Annotated in this window: 26 protein-coding genes and 1 pseudogene; 26 read left to right on the top strand and 1 reads right to left on the bottom strand. The window is 48.9% G+C overall.

Annotated features, from left to right (window positions below):
* Positions 1-104: 104 nt before the first annotated feature.
* The 26 genes and pseudogenes from rpsC (at position 105) to EPD59_RS04130 (ending at position 14,540) form a co-directional block, all read left to right on the top strand.
* Entirely contained in the window at positions 105-998 is an 894-nt protein-coding gene (gene rpsC, locus EPD59_RS04005) for a 30S ribosomal protein S3 (RefSeq protein ID WP_133271660.1), read from the top strand.
* Positions 999-1,035: 37 nt separating this feature from the next.
* A complete protein-coding gene (gene rplP / locus EPD59_RS04010) occupies positions 1,036-1,458 on the top strand; it encodes a 50S ribosomal protein L16 (RefSeq protein ID WP_084446017.1) in 423 nt (140 codons plus the stop codon).
* Between the two features lie 4 nt (positions 1,459-1,462).
* Positions 1,463-1,675 carry a 50S ribosomal protein L29 gene (rpmC, locus tag EPD59_RS04015; protein ID WP_084446020.1) on the top strand — a complete coding sequence of 71 codons (213 nt, stop codon included), beginning with the start codon at positions 1,463-1,465 and terminating at the stop codon, positions 1,673-1,675.
* Between the two features lie 2 nt (positions 1,676-1,677).
* Positions 1,678-1,968, top strand: coding sequence for a 30S ribosomal protein S17 (gene rpsQ, locus EPD59_RS04020; protein WP_133271661.1), 291 nt, complete (start codon positions 1,678-1,680; stop codon positions 1,966-1,968).
* Between the two features lies 1 nt (position 1,969).
* Positions 1,970-2,338: a 50S ribosomal protein L14 gene (gene rplN, locus EPD59_RS04025; RefSeq protein ID WP_084446026.1), complete on the top strand. Its 369-nt coding sequence runs from the start codon at positions 1,970-1,972 to the stop codon at positions 2,336-2,338.
* Positions 2,339-2,350: 12 nt separating this feature from the next.
* Complete coding sequence (rplX, locus tag EPD59_RS04030; protein ID WP_084446029.1) at positions 2,351-2,653, top strand: 50S ribosomal protein L24; 303 nt, start codon at positions 2,351-2,353, stop codon at positions 2,651-2,653.
* 15 nt (positions 2,654-2,668) lie between these two features.
* Positions 2,669-3,229, top strand: coding sequence for a 50S ribosomal protein L5 (gene rplE / locus EPD59_RS04035; protein WP_133271662.1), 561 nt, complete (start codon positions 2,669-2,671; stop codon positions 3,227-3,229).
* Complete coding sequence (gene rpsN, locus EPD59_RS04040; protein ID WP_084446035.1) at positions 3,222-3,491, top strand: 30S ribosomal protein S14; 270 nt, start codon at positions 3,222-3,224, stop codon at positions 3,489-3,491. Before rplE ends, rpsN begins: the two co-directional genes overlap by 8 nt.
* A 201-nt stretch (positions 3,492-3,692) precedes the next feature.
* A complete protein-coding gene (gene rpsH, locus EPD59_RS04045) occupies positions 3,693-4,091 on the top strand; it encodes a 30S ribosomal protein S8 (RefSeq protein WP_133271663.1) in 399 nt (132 codons plus the stop codon).
* Between the two features lie 18 nt (positions 4,092-4,109).
* Positions 4,110-4,664 (top strand): 50S ribosomal protein L6, encoded by a 555-nt coding sequence (gene rplF, locus EPD59_RS04050; RefSeq protein WP_133271664.1) that lies wholly within the window; start codon positions 4,110-4,112, stop codon positions 4,662-4,664.
* Positions 4,665-4,673: 9 nt separating this feature from the next.
* Positions 4,674-5,027: a 50S ribosomal protein L18 gene (gene rplR / locus EPD59_RS04055; protein WP_133271665.1), complete on the top strand. Its 354-nt coding sequence runs from the start codon at positions 4,674-4,676 to the stop codon at positions 5,025-5,027.
* A 6-nt stretch (positions 5,028-5,033) separates the two neighbouring features.
* A complete protein-coding gene (gene rpsE, locus EPD59_RS04060) occupies positions 5,034-5,630 on the top strand; it encodes a 30S ribosomal protein S5 (RefSeq protein ID WP_133271666.1) in 597 nt (198 codons plus the stop codon).
* A gap of 5 nt (positions 5,631-5,635) precedes the next feature.
* Entirely contained in the window at positions 5,636-5,815 is a 180-nt protein-coding gene (gene rpmD / locus EPD59_RS04065) for a 50S ribosomal protein L30 (RefSeq protein WP_133271667.1), read from the top strand.
* Between the two features lie 13 nt (positions 5,816-5,828).
* Complete coding sequence (gene rplO / locus EPD59_RS04070; protein WP_133271668.1) at positions 5,829-6,275, top strand: 50S ribosomal protein L15; 447 nt, start codon at positions 5,829-5,831, stop codon at positions 6,273-6,275.
* A gap of 13 nt (positions 6,276-6,288) precedes the next feature.
* The gene (secY, locus tag EPD59_RS04075; RefSeq protein ID WP_133271669.1) at positions 6,289-7,605 is read left to right on the top strand and encodes a preprotein translocase subunit SecY; all 1,317 of its coding nucleotides are present in this window, start codon (positions 6,289-6,291) and stop codon (positions 7,603-7,605) included.
* A gap of 2 nt (positions 7,606-7,607) precedes the next feature.
* On the top strand, positions 7,608-8,378 hold the full coding sequence (gene map / locus EPD59_RS04080) for a type I methionyl aminopeptidase (RefSeq protein ID WP_133271670.1): 771 nt from the start codon (positions 7,608-7,610) through the stop codon (positions 8,376-8,378).
* 4 nt (positions 8,379-8,382) lie between these two features.
* On the top strand, positions 8,383-8,601 hold the full coding sequence (infA, locus tag EPD59_RS04085; protein WP_086592757.1) for a translation initiation factor IF-1: 219 nt from the start codon (positions 8,383-8,385) through the stop codon (positions 8,599-8,601).
* Between the two features lie 15 nt (positions 8,602-8,616).
* Entirely contained in the window at positions 8,617-8,733 is a 117-nt protein-coding gene (gene rpmJ / locus EPD59_RS04090) for a 50S ribosomal protein L36 (protein ID WP_071890035.1), read from the top strand.
* Positions 8,734-8,755: 22 nt separating this feature from the next.
* Complete coding sequence (gene rpsM, locus EPD59_RS04095) at positions 8,756-9,133, top strand: 30S ribosomal protein S13 (protein WP_084446066.1); 378 nt, start codon at positions 8,756-8,758, stop codon at positions 9,131-9,133.
* A 72-nt stretch (positions 9,134-9,205) separates the two neighbouring features.
* On the top strand, positions 9,206-9,598 hold the full coding sequence (rpsK, locus tag EPD59_RS04100; protein WP_084446069.1) for a 30S ribosomal protein S11: 393 nt from the start codon (positions 9,206-9,208) through the stop codon (positions 9,596-9,598).
* A gap of 143 nt (positions 9,599-9,741) precedes the next feature.
* Positions 9,742-10,346: pseudogene (rpsD, locus tag EPD59_RS04105) on the top strand (30S ribosomal protein S4).
* 53 nt (positions 10,347-10,399) lie between these two features.
* Entirely contained in the window at positions 10,400-11,389 is a 990-nt protein-coding gene (locus EPD59_RS04110) for a DNA-directed RNA polymerase subunit alpha (RefSeq protein ID WP_133271671.1), read from the top strand.
* A 238-nt stretch (positions 11,390-11,627) separates the two neighbouring features.
* Positions 11,628-12,170 carry a 50S ribosomal protein L17 gene (rplQ, locus tag EPD59_RS04115; RefSeq protein ID WP_394347222.1) on the top strand — a complete coding sequence of 181 codons (543 nt, stop codon included), beginning with the start codon at positions 11,628-11,630 and terminating at the stop codon, positions 12,168-12,170.
* A 214-nt stretch (positions 12,171-12,384) separates the two neighbouring features.
* Positions 12,385-13,656 carry a phosphopyruvate hydratase gene (eno, locus tag EPD59_RS04120; RefSeq protein ID WP_133271673.1) on the top strand — a complete coding sequence of 424 codons (1,272 nt, stop codon included), beginning with the start codon at positions 12,385-12,387 and terminating at the stop codon, positions 13,654-13,656.
* A gap of 99 nt (positions 13,657-13,755) precedes the next feature.
* Entirely contained in the window at positions 13,756-14,070 is a 315-nt protein-coding gene (locus EPD59_RS04125) for an FtsB family cell division protein (RefSeq protein ID WP_133271674.1), read from the top strand.
* A 32-nt stretch (positions 14,071-14,102) separates the two neighbouring features.
* Positions 14,103-14,540 carry a hypothetical protein gene (locus EPD59_RS04130; RefSeq protein WP_165963469.1) on the top strand — a complete coding sequence of 146 codons (438 nt, stop codon included), beginning with the start codon at positions 14,103-14,105 and terminating at the stop codon, positions 14,538-14,540.
* A gap of 3 nt (positions 14,541-14,543) precedes the next feature.
* On the opposite strand, the gene hscA is transcribed toward EPD59_RS04130, so the two are convergent.
* Positions 14,544-16,409, bottom strand: coding sequence for a Fe-S protein assembly chaperone HscA (gene hscA, locus EPD59_RS04135; protein ID WP_133271676.1), 1,866 nt, complete (start codon positions 16,407-16,409; stop codon positions 14,544-14,546).
* Between the last annotated feature and the right edge of the window lie 276 nt (positions 16,410-16,685).

Here is a 16,685-nt window from a genome sequence, read left to right on the forward strand (position 1 = left end):
GAGCAAAAGCCAGTAGAAGCGAAAGCTGGAGCTACTCGTACCCGTCGTAGCTCGACCAAGAAAACCACTACTGAAAATAAGGCAGAAGCCACCGTATAAGCACTATGGGACAGAAAGTAAATCCGGTTGGCTTCCGCTTAGGTGTCATCAAAGGATGGGACTCGAACTGGTACGGCGGTAAAGACTTCGCCGATAAACTGGTAGAGGACGAAAAAATCCGTAAGTACATTCTCGCGCGTATTCCGAAAGGCGGTATCTCACGCATCGTAATCGAGCGTACTCTGAAGCGTATAACTATTACTATCAACACGGCTCGTCCAGGTGTAGTAATTGGTAAAGGCGGTCAGGAAGTTGATAAGATTAAAGACGAGCTAAAGCAGATCACCAGCAAAGACGTTCAGATCAATATCTTCGAAATCAAGCGTCCAGAACTTGATGCAAAGCTAGTAGGTGAGAGCATTGCTCAGCAGCTACAGGCTCGTATTTCGTTCCGCCGTGCGATGAAGCAAGCTATTCAGGCTGCTATGCGCGTTGGTGCTGAAGGTATCAAAGTGCAGTGTGGTGGTCGTCTTGGCGGCGCTGAAATTGCTCGCTCGGAGCAATACAAAGAGGGTCGCACTCCACTGCACACTTTGCGTGCTGACATAGATTATGCTTTGTCAGAAGCTCAAACTGTGTACGGTAAGATCGGTATCAAAGTGTGGATCATGCGTGGTGAGGTATTTGGCAAGCCTGACTTGTCGCCTAACCAGCAGCCTACCAACCAAGGCGCCGACACCCGTGGTGGCGGTAACGATCGTGGCCCACGTGGTGAGCGTGGCGACCGTGGTGGTGATCGTGGCCCACGTCGTGATCGTAATGATCGTGGCGGTGAAGGCCGTGGTGATCGTGGCGGTGACAACCGTGGTGGTCAAGGCCAAGGTGGTGGCCCACGTCGCAATAGTGGCACTGGAGCTGCTGGGGGGCAAAACCGCGGTGGCGGTGCTCCTCGTCGCTAACCCTTTCTCATTTTTCGAATCTATATTTTCGATAATCATGTTACAACCGAAAAGGACCAAGTATCGCAAGATGCAAAAGGGTCGCGTAACAGGCTTAGCCTACCGCGGCAGCTCCATTGACTTCGGTTCATTCGCTATCAAGTCGCTGGAAACTGCGTGGATTACGGCTCGCCAAATTGAGGCGGCTCGGATCGCTATGACCCGTGCTATGAAGCGTGAAGGTCAAGTTTGGATCCGCATTTTCCCTGACAAGCCTATTACCAAGAAGCCTGCTGAAGTGCGGATGGGTAAAGGCAAAGGCTCGCCCGAGTATTGGGTAGCTATTGTACACCCTGGCACTATTATGTTCGAATCGGATGGTGTCCCGCTCGAGGTAGCCCAGGAGTCACTGCGTCTTGCGGCGCAAAAGTTGCCCGTGAAGACCAAGTTTGTTGTTCGTCGCGACTACGTAGAAAACTAGTAAGATGAAAAACGCTGATATCCGTGCTCTCTCAGTAGAAGAGCTGAAGAACCAGATTAAAACCGAACAGACTAGCGGTCAGTCGCTGCGTTTCGCGCACGCTATCTCTCCCCTAGAGAATCCGATTCGCCTGAAGCATAGCCGCAAGAACGTAGCTCGTCTGAAGACCGAGTTGACCCGTCGCGAGAACGAGCAGGCAAACCAAACTGCTAAATAACGATGGCAAGCAACACAGATCAGCAGACTACCGCTACCGTTGAGCGGAACATGCGCAAAGAGATTACTGGGCGTGTCTCTAGCTCCAAAATGGATAAATCTATCACTGTTGTGGTAGAGGAAAAGCAAAAGCACCCCATCTATGGCAAGTTTGTGAGCAAGACTACTAAGTTTATGGCTCATGATGAAAACAACGAATGTGGCGAAGGTGATACCGTACGGATTATGTCCACTCGGCCGCTAAGCAAAAACAAGCGTTGGAGATTAGTAGAAATCGTAGAGCGCGCCAAGTAAGATGATACAACAAGAATCCCGTCTGACCGTCGCTGATAATAGCGGCGCTAAAGAAGTGCTCTGCATCCGTGTCCTTGGCGGCACTGGTAAGAAATATGCTAGTGTAGGTGATAAAATCGTTGTTTCGATTAAATCAGCTATACCTTCTGGCAACGCTAAAAAAGGCACTGTATCTAGAGCAGTAGTTGTTCGCACGAAGAAAGAAGTGCGTCGTAAAGACGGCTCTTACATTCGTTTCGATGATAATGCTGCGGTACTGCTCAATAACAACGATGAACCCCGTGGCACCCGCATCTTCGGACCTGTTGCTCGTGAGTTACGTGAGCGTCAGTTTATGAAGATTGTTTCACTGGCCCCTGAGGTTCTATAAGCATAGTAGCAAATGGCAACGAAAGCAAAAGACCAAAAGCCAGTGAAATTGCACGTAAAAACTGGCGATACCGTTAAGGTGATTGCTGGTGATGAGCGTGGCAAGACTGGTACCATCAAATCGGTTAATCGCACTTCACAGCGCGTTATCATCGAGGGTTTGAACCTAGTAACGAAGCACAACAAGCCGAGCGCTAAAAACCCTCAGGGTGGTATTACTAAGATCGAGGCTCCCATTCATGTGAGCAACGTGCAGCCCATTGACCCCAAGACGGGTGAGCGGGTACGCAAAAATGCCCCCCAGCAAAACGCCTAACCCGGCTTTACGACAATGGCTCGACTCAGAGAAATATATCAGAAAGACGTGGTGCCTGCGCTCCAGGAGAAATTCCAGTTCAAGAGCGTAATGCAGGTGCCACGCATCACTAAGATCTGTATTAACCGCGGTATCGGTGCAGCAGTAGCTGACAAGAAACTGGTTGATAATGGTGTAGATGAGCTGACGACCATCACTGGTCAGAAAGCTGTTCCTACTATCGCTAAGCGTTCGGTATCTAACTTTAAGCTTCGTGAGGGCATGCCCATCGGTGCTAAAGTTACCTTGCGGGGCGAGCGCATGTATGAGTTCATGGACCGTCTTTTGACGGTTGCTTTACCTCGTGTACGCGACTTCAAAGGCATTAACGATAAGGGCTTCGATGGCCGGGGTAACTATACCCTCGGTATAAAGGAGCAGATTATTTTCCCAGAAATTTCTATTGACAAGATCAAGTCGATTTCTGGTATGGATATCACCTTCGTTACAACCGCCGAGAACGACGAGCAGAGCTATGAGCTGCTTAAGGCTTTCGGAATGCCCTTCACTAACGCCAAGAAAGAAAACAATGGCTAAGGAATCCGTTAAAGCAAGAGAAAGAAAGCGTATCGCTACAGTTGCTCGTTATGCTGAGAAGCGTAAGGCACTTAAAGCTGCTGGTGATTACGAAGGTCTGGATAAGTTGCCACGCAACGCTTCCCCAGTACGTGTTCACAACCGCGACAAGATTAATGGTCGTCCCCGTGGTTACATGCGTAAGTTCGGCATCAGCCGTGTTACGTTCCGTGAAATGGCACTAGCTGGTAAGATTCCCGGAGTAACTAAGTCGAGCTGGTAGTAAAAATAGCCAGTATGCCTTATCAAACGGTGTGCTGGCTATTTTTTAATCCACCTACGAAGTAGACTCAAGAAACCATTGGCCGCGCCCCGATAACCGAGCCAAGTAGTCTTAACTGAAAATTTCGCTGTTGCTTTCTGCAGCTGCGAAATTTTCTTATCTTTGCGCTCCCTAAAAAGGAGTGTAGCTTTTCTATATCAAATGAATACAGATCCAATTGCCGATTATTTAACTCGCGTGCGTAATGCCATCAAGGCAAATCACCGGGTAGTAGAAATACCGGCCAGCAACATCAAAAAGGAAATCACGAAAGTGCTCTACCATAAGGGTTACATTCAGAGCTACCGCTTTGATGACTCGTCGGTACAAGGCACGATCAAGATTGCGCTTAAGTACAATCCTGCTACCAAGCAGCCAGCTATCACGAAGCTAGAGCGTGTGAGCACGCCTGGTCTGCGTAAGTATGCTCACGTGGAGAATCTGCCACGCGTATTAAGCGGCCTTGGAGTAGCTATCCTGTCTACGTCGAAGGGCGTGATGACGGAGAAAGAAGCCAAAAACGAAAACGTGGGCGGCGAGGTGCTGTGCTACGTTTACTAAGCGAGAGGAAATAGAACTATGTCACGCATTGGTAAACTGCCGATCAGCCTGCCCGCTAACGTGCAGATTGATATCAGCAAAGAAAACGAAGTAACCGTTAAGGGCCCGAAAGGAAGCTTGACAACTCCCGTAGACCGCGACATCACCGTTTCTACTGCCGATGGTCAACTCGTAGTAGAACGTCCTACTGAGCAGAAGCGTCACAAGGCTATGCACGGTTTGTATCGCTCGCTTATCAACAACATGGTTGTTGGTGTGAGTGATGGCTACACGGAGCGCTTGGAGTTAGTAGGTGTAGGTTACAAAGCTGCAATGGCTGGTACTACCCTCGAACTTTCTTTAGGTTACTCGCACAATATTTTCTTGGCCCTGCCTAAGGAAGTAACTGCTACTGCTCTTACAGAGAAGGGTAAAAACCCTATCGTTACTCTGACTAGCATCGATAAGCAATTGTTAGGTCAAGTAGCTGCAAAAATTCGTTCGTTGCGTAAAGTCGAGCCCTATAAAGGGAAAGGGGTACGCTTCGTGGGTGAGCAGATTCGTCGCAAGGCTGGTAAAACGGCTTCGAAATAATTTCGCATTATGGCTTTTGATAAAGCAACAAGAAGAAAGCGGATCCAGCGCATCATCCGTACGCGGGTGGCTGGCACGTCCGATCGGCCGCGTTTGTCGGTGTTTCGCAGCAATAAGGGCATTTACGCCCAAATTATTGACGACACCATTGGCCAAACGCTGGTATCTGTATCATCTAAGCACGTAACAACGGCTGATGATGCTACCCCAGTAGCTTCTGCTGCTGCAGTAGGCAAAGAAATTGCCTCCCGCGCTCAGGAGAAGGGTATCACCAAAGTAGTGTTTGACCGCTCAGGTTATCTCTACCACGGCCGCGTAAAATCATTGGCAGAAGGAGCCCGCGAAGGCGGCCTCAATTTCTAAATCATCATGGCAGAATTTAATAACAGCAACCGTGGTGGTGGCAATGACCGTGGCGGCAACGATCGTCGCGGTGGTGGCAATGATCGTGGTGGTAACCGGGATCAGACTCCCCGTGCTGGCGACACGGACTTAAAAGAAAAAGTAGTAGCCATCAACCGAGTAGCCAAAGTGGTTAAAGGTGGTCGTCGTTTCAGCTTCTCTGCAATTGTAGTAGTAGGTGACGGCAACGGTACTGTAGGTTTCGGCCTAGGTAAGGCTAACGAGGTAACTGATGCAATTGCAAAGGGTATCGATGATGCTAAGAAGAACCTAGTAAAAGTTCCTCTTTATAAGCATACGGTTCCTCACGTGATGGAAGGTAAGTATTCGGGTGGCTTCGTATTGGTACAGCCAGCAGCAGCTGGTACCGGTGTAATTGCTGGTGGTGCTATGCGTGCCGTTTTCGAAAGTGCTGGTATCAAAGATGTACTGGCTAAATCTAAAGGCTCGTCTAACCCGCACAACGTGGTAAAGGCTACCTTCGATGCTCTTTTGAAGATGCGCGACCCCATGCAGATCGCACAGCAGCGCGGCATTACTCTCCAACAAGTTTTTAACGGCTAGACGAGATGGCGCAGATCAAAATCAAATTGGTAAAAAGCGTGATTGACCGCCCTGAGCGTCAAAAACGTACGGTTCAGGCCTTGGGGCTGGGTAAAATCGGTAGCACCTCGGAAAAAGAAAACACCCCCCAGATTGCTGGTATGGTGGCCGCAGTGCAGCATTTGATCGAAGTAACCGAACTTTAAGAAGTAACTCAACATGAATCTCAGCAATCTAAAACCTGCCGTCGGCGCTACGCGCAATGAGAAGCGCATCGGTCGCGGTACGGGTTCGGGCCGTGGTGGTACATCTACCCGTGGTCACAAAGGGCAGAAGTCACGTTCGGGCTATTCTAAGAAGTCAGGCTTCGAAGGTGGTCAGATGCCTCTGCAGCGTCGTGTGCCTAAGTTTGGTTTCACGAACATTAATCGTGTGGAGTATAAAGGTATAAACCTTGATGCTCTTCAGAGCCTAACAGACAAAGACAGCACAACCACTATGGATGTTGCTTACTTCGTGTCTAATGGACTTGTTTCTAAGAACGCTAAAATTAAAATTCTTGGCCGCGGTGAAATCACTCAAGCTGTAGAAGTGCATGCACATGCTTTTTCTAAATCTGCTGTTGAGGCGATTGAAAAGGCGGGTGGCAAAGCAGTGACTTTATAAAGCCTGATTGGCAATGAAGAAGTTTATCGAGACGATAAAGAATATTTTTGCGATTGAGGATCTGCGTATGCGGATTCTCAATACGCTTTTTTTCATTGCTATCTACCGGCTCGGTTCCTTTGTTGTGCTGCCTGGGGTAGATGCTACTAAATTAAAGCAGGGAGCTGAAGGCCTTTTTGGAATCCTTGATACCTTACTAGGTGGAGCATTTAGTAATGCTTCTATCTTCGCACTAGGTATAATGCCTTACATCTCAGCTTCTATCGTACTGCAACTGTTGACAATAGCAGTTCCTTACTTTCAGAAGCTACAAAAGGAAGGGGAATCTGGGCGTAAGAAGATCAATCAATACACCCGTATTCTGACCATCCCGATTGTAATGGCTCAGTCGATTGGCTTCATTGCGACTATCACTCCTGAGGCTATCATTTCTCCCGGCACATTCTTTACAATTTCCACCATGATAATTATCACGGCTGGAACATTGTTCTGCATGTGGCTCGGTGAAAAGATTACTGATAAAGGCATTGGTAATGGTATTTCCATGATCATTATGATTGGAATCGTCTCCCGATTCCCAGGAGCCATTATTGGTGAAGCAGCTGCTAAAGGGATGCGTGGATCATTGATCTTTTTGATAGAGATGGTAGTGCTTTTCCTAGTCGTAATGGCTGTGATTGTACTAACACAAGCGGTTCGTCGTATTCCAGTACAGTATGCGAAGCAAGTAGGTGGAACTACACAACTCAACGCTCAGCGCCAATTCATTCCATTGAAAGTGAACGCGGCTGGTGTAATGCCAATCATTTTTGCTCAGTCATTGATGTTTGTGCCCGCTATTGTGGCTTCAATATGGCAGAATGATAGTGAAACGGCTAGCTACATTGGTGTTAAGTTTTCAGACTACACCTCTTGGCAGTACAACCTTGTGTTCGCTACTCTTATCATTGTCTTTACTTATTTCTACACCGCTATTAGCGTCAATCCTAATCAGATTGCTGATGACTTAAAACGTAGTGGTGGCTTTGTCCCTGGAGTAAAGCCGGGTCGTGATACATCCGAGCATATGGATGAGATTCTGACTCGTATTACTTTACCTGGCGCAATTGCTTTGGCTCTAATTGCAATCTTTCCTGCCTTAGCATTGTTGGCTGGCGTAACTCGTCCTTTCTCTGCTTTCTATGGTGGTACCTCACTGATTATCATGGTAGGAGTTGTATTAGACACACTCAATCAGGTAGAAAGTTATCTACTCATGCGTCACTATGATGGCATGATGAAAACAGGTAAGCTGAGGGGAAGATCGCAAAACGTGGCGATGGCTTCTTAGTCATGATCTTTTATAAGACCGAAGAAGAAATAGAACTCATTCGGGCTAGTGCGAAAGTTCTAGCCCAGGCTCACGGAGAAGTTGCGAGTCTTATTAAGGAGGGAGTAACCACCCGTGAGCTTGATAAGCGTGCGGAGGAGTTTATTCGAGATAGTGGGGGGCAACCTTCATTCAAAGGCTATAATGACTTTCCTTATAGCCTTTGTATCTCACCAAATTCAGTTGTAGTACACGGATTTCCTAGTGACTATACTTTGAAAGGTGGAGATATAGTTTCGATTGATTGTGGTGTATTCCTCAATGGTTATCACAGTGACAGCGCTTATACTTACCCAATTGGGGAGGTAGATACTGAGGTGCTAGACTTATTGGCTCATACTAAGCAGTCTTTGTATCTCGGTATAGAGCAGGCAGTGGCCGGCAACCGGATGGGTGACATTGGCTATGCAATTCAGAGCTTTGTTGAAAAGCAAGGTTATGGAGTTGTAAGAGAGTTGGTTGGCCATGGCTTAGGCAAAAAGCTACACGAGCGACCTGAAGTACCTAATTACGGTAAACGTGGTTCAGGACTTAAGTTGCAAACGGGGTTAGTAATTGCAATTGAGCCAATGGTTAATTTGGGTGTCAAGAATATTGTCCAAGAGAAAGATGGATGGACCATCCGTACCAAGGATAAGAAACCTTCAGCTCATTTTGAGCACACTGTTGTAGTTAGAAAAGACAAGGCGGAAATTTTAACCTCCTTCGATTACATAGAAAAAGCCTTACAGTAGCCTTATGGCCAAACAATCCTCCATTGAGCAGGACGGAGTAATTCTAGAAGCACTCTCTAATGCGATGTTTCGTGTAGAGTTGGAAAACGGTCACCAACTGGTGGCTCATATTTCTGGGAAGATGCGTATGCACTACATCAAAATTCTGCCTGGAGATAAGGTGAAGCTGGAAATGTCACCCTACGACTTGTCAAAGGGACGCATTGTTTACCGTTACAAATAATTTACTAACGACGACATGAAAGTCAAAGCATCGGTCAAAAAGCGCAGCGTTGACTGTAAGGTAATTCGCCGCAAAGGCAAACTTTACGTCATTAACAAAAAGAACCCTCGCTATAAGCAGCGTCAAGGTTAAACCATTCGTTTTATAAAAGCATATGGCTCGTATTGCAGGGGTTGATATCCCGGACAACAAGCGCGGCGAAATCGCCCTCACGTACATTTTCGGCATTGGCCGTTCTTTAGCTCAGAAGATTCTTGGCCAAGCCGGCATCTCTGTGGACAAGAAGGTTAAAGACTGGACGGAGGCTGAAGCCAGCGAAATCCGTGCTATCATAGCCGCCCAGCACAAGACTGAGGGTGTACTGCGCTCAGAAGTGCAGCTCAACATCAAGCGCCTGATGGACATTGGTAGCTACCGTGGATTGCGTCACCGTAAGGGACTGCCAGTTCGTGGTCAGCGCACCAAGAACAACTCACGCACTCGTAAGGGTAAGCGTAAGACTGTTGCCAACAAAAAGAAGGCTACTAAATAAACAGTAGCGGAAATCGGTGCTTGCTTATACGAAGTGAGCATCAACACCTTCCGCATTTTTTGCGATAACTAAATGGCACAAAAGAGAAAAGACAAAGCCAAGAAGCGCGTTGTCGTTGTAGAGCAAGTAGGTCAGATTCACATCAAGGCCTCCTTCAACAACATCATCATCTCCATCACCAACAACAACGGCCAGGTTATTTCTTGGGCTTCTGCTGGTAAGATGGGCTTCCGTGGCTCAAAGAAGAATACTCCATACGCTGCTCAGATGGCAGCCACGGATTGCGGTAAAGTTGCCCATGATCTGGGTATGCGCAAAGCCGAAGTATTTGTAAAAGGACCAGGCTCAGGTCGTGAGTCGGCTATCCGTACCCTCCAGAATGTGGGCATTGAGGTAACTACCATCCGCGACGTAACACCGCTGCCCCACAACGGCTGCCGTCCGCCTAAGCGTCGTCGCGTCTGATATACTGAACAGGCAAAGCGCAGGCTAAATGTCTGCGAATTTGCCCCCTGGTGTCGGGTTTCCGATGCGTATGCACCCGTTGCAACGCGTCTGCGAGGCTCGACATTCGTGGTTCAACCCCTGCAAAACTCAACATCCTCGAAATGGCACGTTATACCGGTCCTAAAACCAAGATTGCCCGTCGCTTTGCTGAGCCGATTTTCGGTCCGAGCAAGGCACTCAACAAAAAGAATTATCCCCAGGCCAGCATGGTCGTGGCCGTCGCAAGAAGCAGTCGGAATATGCTATCCAACTGATGGAGAAGCAAAAGGTGAAGTACATGTACGGTGTACTAGAGAAGCAATTTGAAAACCTATTCCATAAGGCTGCTGCACTTCCCGGCATTACTGGTGACAACCTGTTGGCTCTGCTAGAGTCACGCCTAGACAACACAGTATACCGCTTAGGAGTAGCTCCTACCCGTCGTGCTGCTCGCCAATTGGTGTTGCACAAGCACATAACGGTAAACGGTGAAGTGGTTAACATCGCTTCGTACAAGCTGCGTCCTGGCGACATCATTGGCGTTCGTGAGAAGTCAAAGTCGCTGGAAACTATCACTACTAGCTTGAGCGCCCGCAACGCCCGCGCTTTCTCGTGGTTGGAGTGGGACGGCAAGGAAATGGTGGGCAAGTTCACCAACGCCCCCTCACGTGAGTTGATCCCGGAAAAAATCCAGGAGCAACTGATCGTCGAGCTTTACTCGAAGTAATTGCCTTTTGGCATTCTTCGTTTTTCCCTTGTTGTATTTTTAAAGCCCCACTTATGTCAATCTTAGCTTTTCAAATGCCGGAGAAAGTTGTGATGGAGAAATCCGATGACTTTTACGGAACGTTTGAATTCAAACCGCTGGAGAAAGGCTACGGCGTCACGATCGGCAACGCTTTGCGCCGTATCCTGCTGTCGTCGCTGGAGGGCTATGCCGTTACATCGGTTCGCACGCCCAGCGTGCTGCACGAGTTCATGACCATTGAAGGTGTGATTGAGGACATGTCCGAAATCATTCTGAACCTGAAGATGGTCCGCTTCAAGAAGGTAAGCGACGCTATTGAGGACAAGATTACCGTCCGCATCAAAGGTCAGGAGACATTCACGGCCGGCGACATCAATAAGTTTACCAACGGCTTCCAGGTGTTGAACCCAGATTTGGTTATCTGCCATGTAGATGCCAACACTGAGCTGGAGTTTGAACTGGCTGTGCAGAAAGGTCGGGGCTATGTACCCGCCGAAGAAAATAAGCCTACCGATCAGGTATTCGGGCAAATCGCTATTGATGCCATCTTCACACCTATCAAGAATGTGAAATATAGCATCGAGAATACCCGCGTAGAGCAGAAGACTGACTATGAGAAGCTTCTCATCGAAATTCAGACGGATGGCTCTATTCACCCCGAAGAAGCGCTAAAAGGTGCTGCTAACATCCTGATTCAGCATTTCATGCTGTTCTCGGACAATACAATGACCTTCGAAACGGCTAAGGCTGAAGAGGAGGAAACTGTAGATGAAGAGACGCTGCACATGCGCAAGGTTCTAAAGACGCCATTGGCGGATATGGACCTGTCGGTGCGTGCTTATAACTGCCTCAAGGCTGCCGACATCAAAACGCTTGGTGACTTGGTACAGTTGGATATGAGCGACATGATGAAGTTCCGCAACTTCGGTAAGAAGTCGTTAACTGAGTTGGAGAACCTCGTAGAAGAGAAAGGTCTGAACTTCGGTATGGACCTGAGCAAGTACAAGCTCGACGAAGATTAGTATTTCAGAGTAATGGCTGAATTGCGGATGGCTTAACGCCTAAGCAGTTCAGCCATTGTTTTTAATTTTATTTCAGTGTGCCCGAGGTTAGGCGGTTCTAATGAGGTAGCTGCCACAAGCAAGTTGCCCGCCGTGGTCGCCCAACGCAAGCACATACACCCCGCATTCGCATAACAATACAATGAGACACGGTAAAACAATTAACCACTTAGGCCGCACTGCTGCACATCGCAATTCGATGCTGTCTAACATGGCTTCTTCGCTGATCATGCACAAGCGTGTGTCAACGACTGTAGCCAAGGCCAAAGCTCTACGCAAGTTCATAGAGCCACTTTTGACCAAAGCAAAGAGCGACACTACGCACGCTCGCCGTACTGTATTCTCGACTCTTCAGAATAAAGAGTCGATGAAGGAACTGTTTGGTGATGTAGCTTCTAAAATCGCTACTCGTCCTGGTGGCTATACTCGTATCATCAAGTTGAGTGATGCTCGTCTGGGCGACAACGCTGAGATGTGCATTATTGAGCTTGTCGATTACAACGAGACACTGCTTGAAGCAAAGAACGTTGGCGAAGCTAAGTCAACGACCCGTCGCTCACGTGGCCGCAAGAAGGCTACGACGGCAGGTGAGGGCAAGTCTTCGGCTGAAGTTGTTTCCGAGTCAAAGGCAGAAGCTCCAGTAGTTGCTACTGCTGCTCCTGAGGATACGCCTACAGCGACCGTTAAAGGTGATGACACTCGCGACGAGGCTAAAGCAAAAGACGAAGAAGCTGCTTCATAAGCTTAGCTAACACTTAAAAAGGGGATGTACCGCAAGGTGCATCCCCTTTTTGTTTCTGATCGTTCTGGGGGGCAAAATACGGCTCTTCCTCGGAAATCAGATTTCCTGTAGAACGAATTCCTTACCTTGCTACCCTCATTCGAGACGCATCAAATCTAGCTTAGCCTTTACAAAGCAGCATACTGATTCATTTTTCACTCCTTACCTCTTAACCATGAGTATTATCTCTTCCATTCACGCCCGGCAAATATTTGATTCGAGAGGCAATCCAACTGTAGAAGTAGATGTGACTACTGACAATGGTGTAGTAGGCCGTGCCGCTGTACCATCTGGGGCCTCTACGGGTAAACATGAAGCAGTGGAGTTGCGCGACGACGATAAGTCGAAGTATATGGGGAAAGGAGTGTTGAAGGCTGTAGAGAACGTGAACAGCACAATTGCTGAAGAACTGATTGGCTTTTCGGTGTATGAACAAAGCTTGCTCGACCGCATCATGATAGAGCTGGATGGAACACCGAACAAAGCCAACTTAGGAGCTAATGCCATTCTTGGTGTGTCGCTGGCTATTGCACGTGCTGCCGCTCAAGAGGCTGGTATGCCGCTGTATCGCTATGTAGGTGGGGTAGGGGCGTCTACACTGCCCGTGCCTATGATGAACATCCTTAACGGTGGTTCACATGCCGACAACTCCATTGATTTCCAAGAGTTCATGATTATGCCCGTGGGAGCTGAGTCATTCTCTGAGGGGTTGCGTTGGGGAACTGAGATTTTTCATCATCTGAAGAACGTGCTGAAAAAGCAGGGCTTAAGCACGAACGTAGGTGATGAAGGTGGTTTTGCTCCGAATATTAAATCGAACGAAGATGCTATCAAGGTGGTACTGCAAGCTATTGAGACAGCTGGCTACCGCCCGGGTGAGGATGTGATGATTGCGATGGACGCCGCTACTTCGGAATTTTATGAGAATGGTGTTTACCATTTCAAGAAGAGCACGGGCGATAAGCTGACTTCTTCAGAGATGGCTAACTATTGGGCTGACTGGGTTAACAAGTACCCCATCCTAAGTATCGAAGACGGAATGGACGAGGACGACTGGGCCGGCTGGAAACAGCATACAGAAAGTCTGGGGGGCAAAATTCAGCTCGTGGGCGACGATCTGTTTGTGACCAATGTGGATCGTTTGCAGCGTGGTATTGACGAGAAAATAGCCAACGCAATTCTGATTAAGGTAAACCAGATTGGTACGCTAACCGAGACAATTGCTGCTATCAACCTTGGCCGTCGTAATGGCTACAAGAGCGTTATGTCGCACCGTTCCGGCGAAACTGAAGACAATACTATTGCTGACTTGGCAGTAGCTCTGAACACAGGCCAGATCAAAACGGGATCAGCTTCGCGCTCTGACCGGATGGCGAAATACAACCAATTGCTCCGTATTGAGGAGGAGTTGGGCGAGATAGCCTACTATCCTGGGCGCAAAATGTAGCTTGCTCAGCTGGGCTAATTCTTTCCTAATTCTCTCAGTTTAACAAAACGGCACCATAGCCCAATAGGCTGTGGTGCCGTTTTTAGTATATTTGAGCCTATGAGCTTTTCCGTTATCCTTGCTTCTGCAGCGCGCATTGTACGCAGCTTTTACTTTCTGACTGGGGTAAGCTTCATGGTGTGGATGTTCGTGTTCGACGCCAACGACTTGCTGAAGCAGTACGATATGTACAAAAAGTGGCGCGAACTACAAACGGAGAAGGAGTACTACCTGACCAACATTGAGACGGTGAAGAAGGAGCGAGCCGAGCTGCTCAGCAGTCCGGAGCTATTAGAGAAGTTTGCCCGTGAACGCTACATTATGAAACGCCCTGGTGAGGATGTGTTCATCCTGGTGCCGCAGGAAGAGGAGTAATGCTGCCCCTACTAACTGACACCCGCCAGCAAATGCGCCCTTGCCGCGCGGGGGGCAAATTGGTTGTCTTCCTACTACTTCTCCTGCTGAGCCTGCCAGCCGCTGCCCAGTCGTCTCAAATTCAGGTAGCCCGACAGTTCTTAATCGCGGTGCTTAGTGGCGACAACTCCGCGGCGTATAAGCTGTTGGCGCCAGAGGTGAGTAGTACTGTCTCAAAGAAGCAATTTCGCGCAGCAGTGAGGCCTATGTATGAGCAGGGGAGAGAGCTAGGCCGCCCCATTGCACTATATAAGCTGGGCTTGCGACTAGGTGATGAAGCACAGCCTCGCTACTTCTATGCTTTCTCGTTCAAAAGTGACACGCTGCAGGCTAAGCCGCGCGTTATGCTCGACGTTACGTTTCGAGACACTACGGCAACGCGTATCCTGAGCTTTGGTATGATTCCGGCCCCTCAAAGCAAGCGCAAGTAGGAGCTACTCTATCTTCTTGCCTGTCATCGCCTGCTTGATGGAGATGTTCATGACCCGCTCCGCGAAAGGGCTAGTCAAGCTTTCTAACTCGTCTACGGCTTTCAGAATAGTATCCTTATCTTGGGTAGTAAGGGCGTCTTTTAAGTTCTGAACCGAGGCGGCAGTCTGCGTGATTTCGTCTTCGGTTAGATACTGGGAGTTCTTGTCAACGAAGCGTTCCACCTGATAAATCATCTGCTCGGCTACGGTGCGGGCTTCGATGACCATACGCGCCGTCACGTCCTCACGAGCGTGGGTGATGGAATCCATAAGCATCTTCTCTACCTGCTCATCGGTAAGGCCGTACTGAGGCTTTATTTCGACAGCCTGATGGGTATTCGAGCGAAGCTCAAGCGCCTCTACTTTCAAAATACCGTCGGCATTTAGAATAAAATTGACATCAACCTTTGGTAAACCTGCGGGCATGGCGGGTATACCGCGAAGATCAAACTCGGCTAGCTTACGGTTTTCCTTCACCAAGTCCCGCTCACCTTGGTACACGGAAATCTTGAGGTTTACCTGTCCATCAACGCTAGTCGTGTACTGACGTCCGGCTTTGGTCGGAATCTTCGAATTGCGCGGGATGATAGGGTCCATGAGCCCGCCCAAGGTTTCAATGCCGAGGGTGAGCGGCGTCACATCCAGCAGAAGCACATCACGACGGTTGCCGCCTAAGATGTCAGCTTGGATAGCAGCTCCTAGGGCCACAACTTCGTCGGGGTTAAGAGAGCTGTTGGCGGGTTGCTGGAAAAACTCAGACACCGTATCGTACACCAAGGGCACGCGCGTAGAGCCGCCCACTAATAGTACCGCGTCGAGGGCACTGGGAGGCAATTTGGCATCCGTTAAGGCTTGCTGACAAGCAGTAATGGTGCGAACAACCAGAGGACGGATTAGATCATTAAACTCCGCTTTGGTAAGCTGCACTTGGCCAGCGCCGGGCAGGTCGGCGGTAAATTCGTCGTGCTGGCTTAGGTGCTTTTTAGCTTGCTCAGCGGTTAGGCGGAGCTGTTGCTTGAGCTGCCCATCTGTAGCGGCAGCCAGTCGACCGGTTAGGTTGTACTGCTGAATCCAATGCTCACTCACTAAGCGGTCGAAATCGTCGCCGCCCAAGTAGGTATCGCCATTGGTGCTGAGCACCTCGAATATTCCTTGGTGAATATGCAGAATGCTGATGTCGAAGGTGCCACCGCCGAGGTCATATACGGCTACGGTTTTCTCTTCGTCGGGCGATAGGCCAATACCATAAGCCAGCGCGGCAGCGGTAGGCTCATTCACGATGCGCAATACTTCCAACCCAGCCAAGCGCCCCGCGTCCCGAGTGGCTTGGCGCTGCGAGTCGTTGAAATACGCGGGCACCGTGATGACTGCCTTGTTCACCGGCGTTTTAAGGGCGTGCTCAGCGCGGGCCCGTAGCTCCTTCAAAATCTCGGCGGAAAGCTCGATAGGAGAGTAGAAATGCCCCCCAACGCGGATTTTTACTAAGCCTTCTGAGTTATCATCGATAATTTTATAGCCTAACTGTCCGGCGTGCTCACCCAGGTCACGGTACGATTTGCCTAGTAGGCGCTTCACAGAATAAATCGTGTTCTGCGGATCGGTGAGAAGGTATTGCTTGGCTTCGGTGCCAACGATAGGAGCATCATCACCAGGGAAGTGCACGACACTAGGCACGATAGTGCCGCGGCCCTGATCGTTGATGGCCACCGGTTGCTGGCCTTCGGGATGAATGTAGGCTACCAAACTGTTTGTAGTGCCCAGATCAATGCCAACGATGATTTCTTCCTGCTGAATACTCCCTGTGGAGAGGTTTATTGCGACTTTAGCCATGAATGCGAAGGACGACGCGCCGAAGCGGTAGATGAGCAAAGCGAATTTGCAGATAGCAAATAATCAGAACCGCTTTGGAGCAACAAAAGTAGATAAGAAATGTGGGCAGCCTTTGTTTACGCCTTCGTAAAGAAGAGGTGCAGGATCGAAAAGGAAATAATTATCTTCCAGGGATAACAGCCACGTAGGACTATGTACTTGGAATACGCACTTTAAATCATCTGAACATTGTTTTTTAGCGCAGGCCAGTTAACTTGTATAAGTGTATAGAATTAC

The organism is Hymenobacter radiodurans, from assembly GCF_004355185.1.
GTDB lineage: Bacteria > Bacteroidota > Bacteroidia > Cytophagales > Hymenobacteraceae > Hymenobacter > Hymenobacter radiodurans.